Below are 7,853 nucleotides of genomic sequence, written 5' to 3'. Positions count from 1 at the left end.
AACGGTGGTGGCATAGAGGATGAGATGATCGAGGTGATCGAGATTGCTGTGAGTGGCGCTAAAGCTTTTGTGATGGATGAGACCAAAGCCAAAACGCCAGGATTGATGTTCGGTTTCGGATGGTTTTTGGAAAATAAACTGTAGCTCCCGCATCATACGCGGGAGATGACGAAACAGTTTAGGATTAGAATTTGTAAGTGAGAGCCGCGTTAAATGAACGTCCCATTCCTTGTAAAGGAACATAGTCTCCTGATCTATAATTAACGGTATCAATCCCTCCTAGTGGGAGAGCATATACTTTGTCGAAGAAATTGGTGATTGAAAAATCCATATTGAACTGTTTTGACCACGCATAACCTGTTCTCAAATCAACCAAAGCGTATCCTGGAGTTAATGGCTCTTTGCGGAGTGTATCGACTGATTCTTTTGCTGCTACACTCTCAACATCAATTCCGTTATTCCATGCACCGGAAACACGATCAAAGCTAATTTTGGCATGAAACGGCATCATATGATAGAGTGATCCGCCGTCGTCTTTGAAACCACGAGTGTAACTAAGTGAACCTTTAAGGGTTCCTTTGCCATTATCACTGTTATCCCATAACGTTGTGTATCCTGATAAATCAGCACCGAAGAGATGGGCATCCGTATTGACAAAGCGTAAAAATTCAACTGAAGTCGTTTTTGTTCCTGTCGTTGCTTGTCCATACGCACCACTAAATAAGCGCTCTACATCAATATAATTTTTTACTTTAGTGTAATACGGAGTCAATTTGACCCCCCACTCTTTTTCAGCTCCATCATGTAAAGAGATGGTAGTGCTGATGGTATTGGCGACTTCCGGTTTGAGGTCGAGATTACCTACGTATCCATTCCCATCTCCAAACCAGTTGATCATTGCCATATCCATTTTGATTGGATTATTGGGGGTACTTCCATAGCCACCTGCCCATGCAAAACGCTCATAAATATTCGGTGAACGGGTTTTACGTGCAAAACCGAGTTCTATATCAGTAACATCGCTGTATTCGTATTTGGTCATCGCTGTGAGATCATAATTATTATCGGTCTTTTTATGATCAAGGGCATTAAACGCATCCGCATCAACTTTATCATTCCACATTCCAGCTGCACCTGTATTGTTGTTATAACCTACAACATCTCCCGTATTCATACTAACTCTATCATAACGAACACCGATAACAGATGATAATTTCTCACTCCATTGAGAATGTGCTTCGCCAAAAAGTCCGATACGATCACGTTCTCCATCATTAATGTTCCAGAATGTATTTGGTCCCATACCGCCGTATACTCCACTTGGAGAAGGCCAATAATCGTTGAGACGGTATCGATCATAGTCAGCACCAAATTTAAATGTTTGGGTTTGGCTATATGGAAGGGTTGCTTTAATGTTTAAACCGCTCTCTTTCGCTTCGGTATACATTGGCATATCCCCCGTGCGTTCACTTAAAATTTTATTCATATAGTGATCGGTATCTTGGTGGAATGCGTTAGCATCGATCAATAGTGCCCCCACTTTTCCTTTATAGCTTAAATTTCCAGAAGTCGATTTGTTACCTAGCATGTCCATATATTCATTTGGAAAACCAATGTAATCAGCATTACTCTGAGCCACTTTAAGTGCTACGACATCATCAGAATCAATTTTATAAGCGATGGTTGCGGAATGATTTGCTTGTTTATAAAGGGTAGCTTTGACGATAGCACCGTCCCCATTTTTATAGTTGTCTGCTTTTTCTGCATAGCCTGAATAGTTGACGCTGATTTTATCATTAGCTGCGGTTGCAGAGACAGAAACCCCGCGCGCTTGATTGTTGCTGTGATAAAAGCTAGATACTTCACCGTTGATGAGCGCTTCCCTGCCCTTTTGAGCAAATACAGGGGCTTTAGATTTGACTGCAATCGTTCCCCCGATACTGTCTCCACCTTCGCTGACGGGAGTGATCCCTGCCATAACATCGATTTTTTCGATTTTAGTAGTATCGATGTAAGAGAGTGCAGGGTTCATGTGGTTTGGACAGGCTGAAGTGATCGTCATGCCGTCGATATCGATCTTGACACGATCATCTGCCATACCATGAATAACGGGTAATGAAGCGCTACTTCCCATATTGTAAACACTGACTCCCGGAATATCGGAAAGTATTGCAGCGGTATCACCGCTCATTTTTGTTGATTTAGATGATGAGAGTTCATTAGCTACAACATCGGATTTCACTGTATCAGCTTCAATGGTAATTTTTTGGATTGCGAGAGGTTCCGTGGCAAGGGCAGCAACCGCCGCCATGGAGAGGAGAGTTAAACGCTTCATTCATTTCGTCCTTAATGTTACAATAGTATTAGGCTGATATTGTAGAGACGAAGTGTTACATTAGTGTTAAGTGGAGCCTTTTTTACTCCATCCGTAAGGAAATATCTTCAGGAAATTGCATCGTAACACAGTGGAGTGATCCGTGTTGGCGAATTAGAACTGAACAGTCGATGGGGATGATATCACGACCGTGAAATGCTTTTTTGCAAATTTCGATTGCTTTGCTGTCGTTGGGATCATTATAAATTGGAAGTAGTACCGCATCGTTGATGATTAGAAAGTTGGCATAGGTCGCAGGGAGACGCTCGTCATCGTAAAAAATAGGGTTTGTCATCGGTAACGCGATGAGGTTGAATGGCTCGTCATCGATATCACGTAACGCTTTTAACTCCGTTTCCATTTTTTTGAGTGCCTCATAATGCACATCGTTTTTATCGTCGCATTTGACATACATGATGGTATCCGTATCGATAAAACGGGCGAGGGTATCGATATGGCTGTCGGTATCATCACCGGCTAAGTAACCGTGGTTGAGCCACAAAACTTGCTCTACCCCGAACTCTTTTTTGAGGATGGCTTCGGTTTGAGCTTTGGTTAGATGGGGATTTCGGTTAGGATTCAACAAGCATTCTGATGTAGTGATAAGTGATCCATTGGCGTTGGTTTCGACTCCCCCACCTTCTAAAATAAGATCGATTCTTTTCATCGGTGCACCGTAAACGGGTGCAATAGAGCTACTCATCGCATTATCGCGTGATGCATCAAACTTTCCGCCCCATCCAGTGAAGGTGAAATCCAGCAACAGCGGTTCGCCCTCTTCTTCGTCAATGACGCTGAGAGCACTGCAATCGCGTGCCCATGTGTCATCCGTTTGATAAGGGACGAAGATGAGATTCTCATGAGACTCAAAGTAGCTTTTGACGAGGGTCACATCATTGCATATTATAAGGCAGGGTTGATAAGCGGCGACGGCGGTTGCGATGTTTACAAAACACGCTCGCGCCTCTTCGAGATAGGGCACCCAATCGCTTTGGGGATGGGGGAAGATGAGCTGGACAAAACTTTGTGGTTCAAATTCGGCGGGGAAATAACGCATTAACAATCCTTAGAATATAATTCCTTTATGGGAACTATTAAATTGAGCCGCGAGGCGCTTATTCATAATCTTGACATTATCGCACACCAAGTCGGTGGAAAAGATAAAATAGCGGTGGTTTTAAAAGACAATGCCTACGGTCACGGCGCCGTAATGATAGCGCAAGCAGCGTCTGAGTATGGCGTTAAACAAGCCGTGGTACGATTGGAGCGTGAAGCGGAAGAGATTGTAAACTTTTTCGATAATGTCCTGATATTAGGTCAAATCGCGACTAAAGTTCATCCGAGGTTTAGTTATGCACTCAATTCGCTCGAAGAGATCGCTCATTATCCCAGCGGGGCGCGAGTCGAGCTGAAAATCGATACGGGGATGCATAGAAACGGGATTGTACCGGAGCAAATCGAGGAAGCGTTTGCGCAAATGGCCGCACGCGGATTAATCTGTATCGGTATGATGAGCCATTTTAGAGCTGCGGATACACTGAGCAGTGAGTGGTTTTGGCAACGGAAAACGTTCGATAATCTGAAAGATAAAGCTACCCATCTAGCCAAAAAGCACCGATACTCATTACGATTTCATATCTCTAATTCGGCAGGGATATTTCGCTTAAGCGGGTGCAATGATGACATGGTACGGGCAGGGATTGCTCTGTATGGATGTTTGGAAATGGATACGACACTCTCCCAGCCGCCGCTAAAAAGCGTACTTTCGTTGTGGGGAGATAAAATCGCGACCCGAATTTTGAAATCGGGAGAGCGTGTGGGGTATAACGGTATCTATGAAGCCCAAGCGGATGAAGTCGTGAGTACGTATGATTTGGGATATGCGAACGGCTTGGATCGGCTGGCGTCGAATCGCTATGTGACCCCCGATGGGGTAGCTCTTCGAGGACGTATCTCGATGGACAGTGCCAGTTTTTCGAGCGATGTGGAAGAGTTGAAAATTTTTGATAACGCGAACGTCTATGCCCGCGCCGTAGGGACAATTGGATACGAGATTTTGGCGTGTTTGGATAAAGATTTAAAACGAGAGTGGATAAATTAAGAGTTTATCTTAATAATCGCATCGGAAAAGATTGCTCCGTCAATGCACATTTCGATCAGATCGTTTAGATTCTTAGTCGTATCGATATACCCCAACACTTTGGCATCAAACAGATAGTGCTCCGCTACTTTTTGGATCTCTGAGCCGTATTTCGGTAAAACGATCAAATAATCAGCCCCTAAATTTTCGCCGATAACGGCATCGACCGCTGTTTCGACATGGAGGGCAAAGCGGATATTGTTTTGACGCAAATGTTCGATGATATCGAGATTTTCAGCGGTAAAATAGAGGGTTACTACGGAATTAGCCGGAGTATGACGTAACGCTTCGATGGAATCGATATGGTAAAACGGCTGCGATGGGACGTAGGGATGACCGAATAACAGCATCTACGCCTCCAAACATTCGCGTGAGCAATAATATTTGCCCTCACGCATAAACGACTCTTTGAGTTGCACGTATGTTCCGCATTTTGCACACGGAATCATCGCCTCATCGGAAGAGTTATCCGAAGAGGGGGGATTAAGCGCTTTCTTTTTAAAAAAAACGTAATAAACTCCGACTAACAGACCGGTAAATAATAATAGTTTGAACATAGTTTTATCTCTTTATGAGTAAATAATGGCGATTTTCCGCCTCAATGATTTGGTAATCGAGTGTTTTATCGATTTCATCATACACTTTTTCCCCTTTGTAAAAGAGCAAAAGGGTTCCCTCTGTGCAGAATGGTTCGGAGAGCTTTAAAAGCATTTCGGTGTCGGTAACAGCGCGGGAAGTGATGAAATCATAAGGCTCGCTTGGGAGCTGTTCGACGCGAAGCGCTTTAACATCGACATTACTTAACCCCAAATCCGCTTTTACAAACTGTAAAAAGCTGGCACGCTTCGAGAGCGGTTCGACGAGAGTGAAATGAGTTTGTGGCAGGGCGAGTGCTAAAATCATCCCCGGAAATCCGGCACCCGTTCCGATATCTATCGCTTTATGGATAGGGGGGAGAAATTTGATGGGTAAAACCGCATCGAGGATAAATTGATCGATTTGTTGGAGTGTTTTGGCTCCGGTGAGATTATGGACTTTATTCCATTTTCCCAAGAGTGCTTTGTACTGCTCCACTTTTTTTAAAAAATCTTCGGGAACACTAACGTTATTTTGTTGTAAAAGTTGCTTCAATTGACTCATAGATCGTGCCCCATCTGCTCTTTTTTCACTTTTAAATACCCCTCGTTATGAGGATTTGGGTTGATAATGACGGGGACACGTTCGGTGATAGTGACATTTAACCCCTCCACGACGTGCACTTTAGCAGGGTTGTTGGTCAAAAGACGGATTTTAGTAAGATTAAAATCTTTGAAAATTTCACCGACCACATCATATGTACGCTGGTCAGGGGCAAAACCTAGCTCGATATTGGCTTCGATGGTGTTACGCCCTTGATCTTGGAGGCTGTAGGCATTGATCTTATTGAGGAGCCCGATATTTCGCCCCTCTTGGCGGTGATAAATAATCAATCCCCCCTCTTGTGCAATCAGTTCGAGTGCTTTATGTAACTGATTGTTACAATCGCATTTAATACTGCCGAAAGTATCACCAGTCAGACACTCAGAGTGGATACGAACCAGTGGAGACTCTTGTTGCTCAAAATTTTCTGTGAAAATCGCGAGGTGTTCTTGATCTCCTTCTTTGTATGCACGGATTTTAAATTTACCGTATTTGCTTGGCATATTGGCAATAGAGGATTTTTCAAATTTGATTTGTGTATTCATGTGGCAATTATAATTTTCTTTTCTTAATCTAACACTTGCTACACTTGCTTCAACTATTTATATCGGAGCAAATTTATGGAGCGTTTTCGTCGCACCCGTCTCAATTCCCAACTGCGTTCATTGGTTCGCGAAACCCATGTAGGGGTCAATGATTTTATCTATCCGCTGTTCGTTCGTCCGGGAGAGGGGATTAAAACCGAAGTTTCCTCAATGCCGGGTGTCTTTCAAATGTCTCTCGATGAGATTTTAAAAGAGTGCGAACTTCTCCAATCTCTCGGAATTAACTCCATTATTTTATTCGGTATCCCCGAAGTGAAAGATTCAATCGGCTCAGACGCACTATGCGATTATGGGATTATCGCAACGGCGGTTCGCGCTATCAAACGAGCATTTCCAAAAATGTTTGTGGTGACCGATCTATGTTTTTGCGAATACACCGATCACGGTCACTGCGGTATCCTCGATCACGTTCATGAAACGGTTGATAATGATTTGACTCTCGGTATTTCGGCACAGCAGGCATTGGTTCATGCCCGCGCAGGTGCTGATATGATTGCCCCATCGGGGATGATGGATGGGATCATTACGACGCTTCGTGATGCACTCGATGGGGGTGGATATGTCAATCTTCCGATCATGAGTTATTCGACGAAATTTGCGAGCGGTTATTACGGACCGTTTCGTGATGTCGCCGAATCGGTTCCGAGTTTCGGGGATCGCTCGACCTATCAGATGGATCCGGCAAATCGTCGCGAAGCGATCCGTGAGAGTCTCGTCGATGAAGCACAGGGTGCCGACATCTTGATGGTGAAACCCGCACTTGCCTATCTCGATATTATCCGTGACATCCGAGAAGCATCTTCTCTTCCTCTTGCGGTTTACAATGTCAGTGGCGAATATGCGATGCTTAAATATGCGGGAGCGGCAGGATTGATCGATTATAATCGTGTCATGATGGAGACAATGGTAGGATTTAAACGTGCAGGAGCAGATATCATCATTAGCTATCATGCTAAAGAAGTAGCGACACTTTTAAATTAATGAATTTTTTTTATGATATGATTGTTTTTTGTATCGAAGGAACACTGTGAGACACTTTTTAACGTTAAAAGATTATACCAAAGAAGAGATCTTAGAGATTTTGGAGATTGGTTTAGAGATTAAAAAAGAGATCAAAGCCAAAATTTTTACCCCTCGTTTGGCAAATCAGACGTTGGCAATGATTTTTGAAAAAAGCTCTACCCGCACCCGTGTCAGTTTTGAAGTGGGGATGTATCAGCTTGGCGGTCACGCCTTGTTTCTCTCTAATCGTGACATCCATCTTGGACGAGGTGAGCCGGTTAAAGATACGGCGCGCGTTATCTCTTCAATGTGTGATATGGTTATGATTCGCACCTATGAGCAATCGATGCTTGAAGAGTTTGCTCGATATTCTACGGTTCCAGTTATCAACGGTTTGAGCGACAGCTACCATCCGGTACAACTTTTGGCTGATTTCATGACGATGATGGAGTGTGGAAAAGATACTAACCCGATTGTGGCCTATGTAGGCGATGGAAACAATATGACACATTCATGGCTGATGCTTGCTTCTAAACTTGGCTTTGAACTCCGT

At 43.7% G+C, this 7,853-nt stretch carries 8 protein-coding genes and 1 pseudogene; 3 read left to right on the top strand and 6 right to left on the bottom strand.

The features are described from left to right. Positions 1-184: 184 nt before the first annotated feature. Both JZU62_RS10715 and JZU62_RS10710 read right to left on the bottom strand, forming a co-directional pair. On the bottom strand, positions 185-2,335 hold the full coding sequence (locus tag JZU62_RS10715; RefSeq protein ID WP_295014652.1) for a TonB-dependent receptor: 2,151 nt from the start codon (positions 2,333-2,335) through the stop codon (positions 185-187). A gap of 82 nt (positions 2,336-2,417) precedes the next feature. Further along, positions 2,418-3,431, bottom strand: coding sequence for an agmatine deiminase family protein (locus JZU62_RS10710; RefSeq protein WP_295014650.1), 1,014 nt, complete (start codon positions 3,429-3,431; stop codon positions 2,418-2,420). A gap of 27 nt (positions 3,432-3,458) precedes the next feature. Here JZU62_RS10710 and JZU62_RS10705 point away from each other — a divergent pair, with 27 nt between their 5' ends. Next, positions 3,459-4,475: an alanine racemase gene (locus tag JZU62_RS10705; RefSeq protein WP_295014648.1), complete on the top strand. Its 1,017-nt coding sequence runs from the start codon at positions 3,459-3,461 to the stop codon at positions 4,473-4,475. Here the strand turns inward: JZU62_RS10705 and JZU62_RS10700 are convergent. The 4 genes from JZU62_RS10700 to ribA are packed head-to-tail and all read right to left on the bottom strand — an operon-like array spanning position 4,472 to position 6,238. Further along, a complete protein-coding gene (locus JZU62_RS10700) occupies positions 4,472-4,864 on the bottom strand; it encodes a hypothetical protein (RefSeq protein ID WP_295014646.1) in 393 nt (130 codons plus the stop codon). The genes JZU62_RS10705 and JZU62_RS10700 overlap by 4 nt on opposite strands. Beyond that, complete coding sequence (locus JZU62_RS10695) at positions 4,865-5,071, bottom strand: PP0621 family protein (RefSeq protein ID WP_295014644.1); 207 nt, start codon at positions 5,069-5,071, stop codon at positions 4,865-4,867. A 4-nt stretch (positions 5,072-5,075) separates the two neighbouring features. Continuing rightward, the gene (gene rsmG / locus JZU62_RS10690; RefSeq protein ID WP_295014643.1) at positions 5,076-5,654 is read right to left on the bottom strand and encodes a 16S rRNA (guanine(527)-N(7))-methyltransferase RsmG; all 579 of its coding nucleotides are present in this window, start codon (positions 5,652-5,654) and stop codon (positions 5,076-5,078) included. Further along, positions 5,651-6,238, bottom strand: a complete 588-nt coding sequence (gene ribA, locus JZU62_RS10685; protein WP_295014642.1) for a GTP cyclohydrolase II — start codon at positions 6,236-6,238, stop codon at positions 5,651-5,653. The genes rsmG and ribA overlap by 4 nt, the downstream gene beginning before the upstream one ends. A 75-nt stretch (positions 6,239-6,313) precedes the next feature. Here ribA and hemB point away from each other — a divergent pair, with 75 nt between their 5' ends. After that, positions 6,314-7,279 carry a porphobilinogen synthase gene (gene hemB / locus JZU62_RS10680; RefSeq protein ID WP_295014640.1) on the top strand — a complete coding sequence of 322 codons (966 nt, stop codon included), beginning with the start codon at positions 6,314-6,316 and terminating at the stop codon, positions 7,277-7,279. Between the two features lie 46 nt (positions 7,280-7,325). Further along, positions 7,326-7,853: pseudogene (locus tag JZU62_RS10675) on the top strand (ornithine carbamoyltransferase); the annotation flags it as partial.

The sequence above is a fragment of the Sulfuricurvum sp. genome, assembly GCF_019163035.1.
In the GTDB taxonomy this organism is placed as follows: Bacteria; Campylobacterota; Campylobacteria; order Campylobacterales; family Sulfurimonadaceae; genus Sulfuricurvum.
The sequence above is the reverse complement of the archived record's forward strand: the minus strand, read 5'-3'. Positions and strand labels throughout refer to the sequence as shown.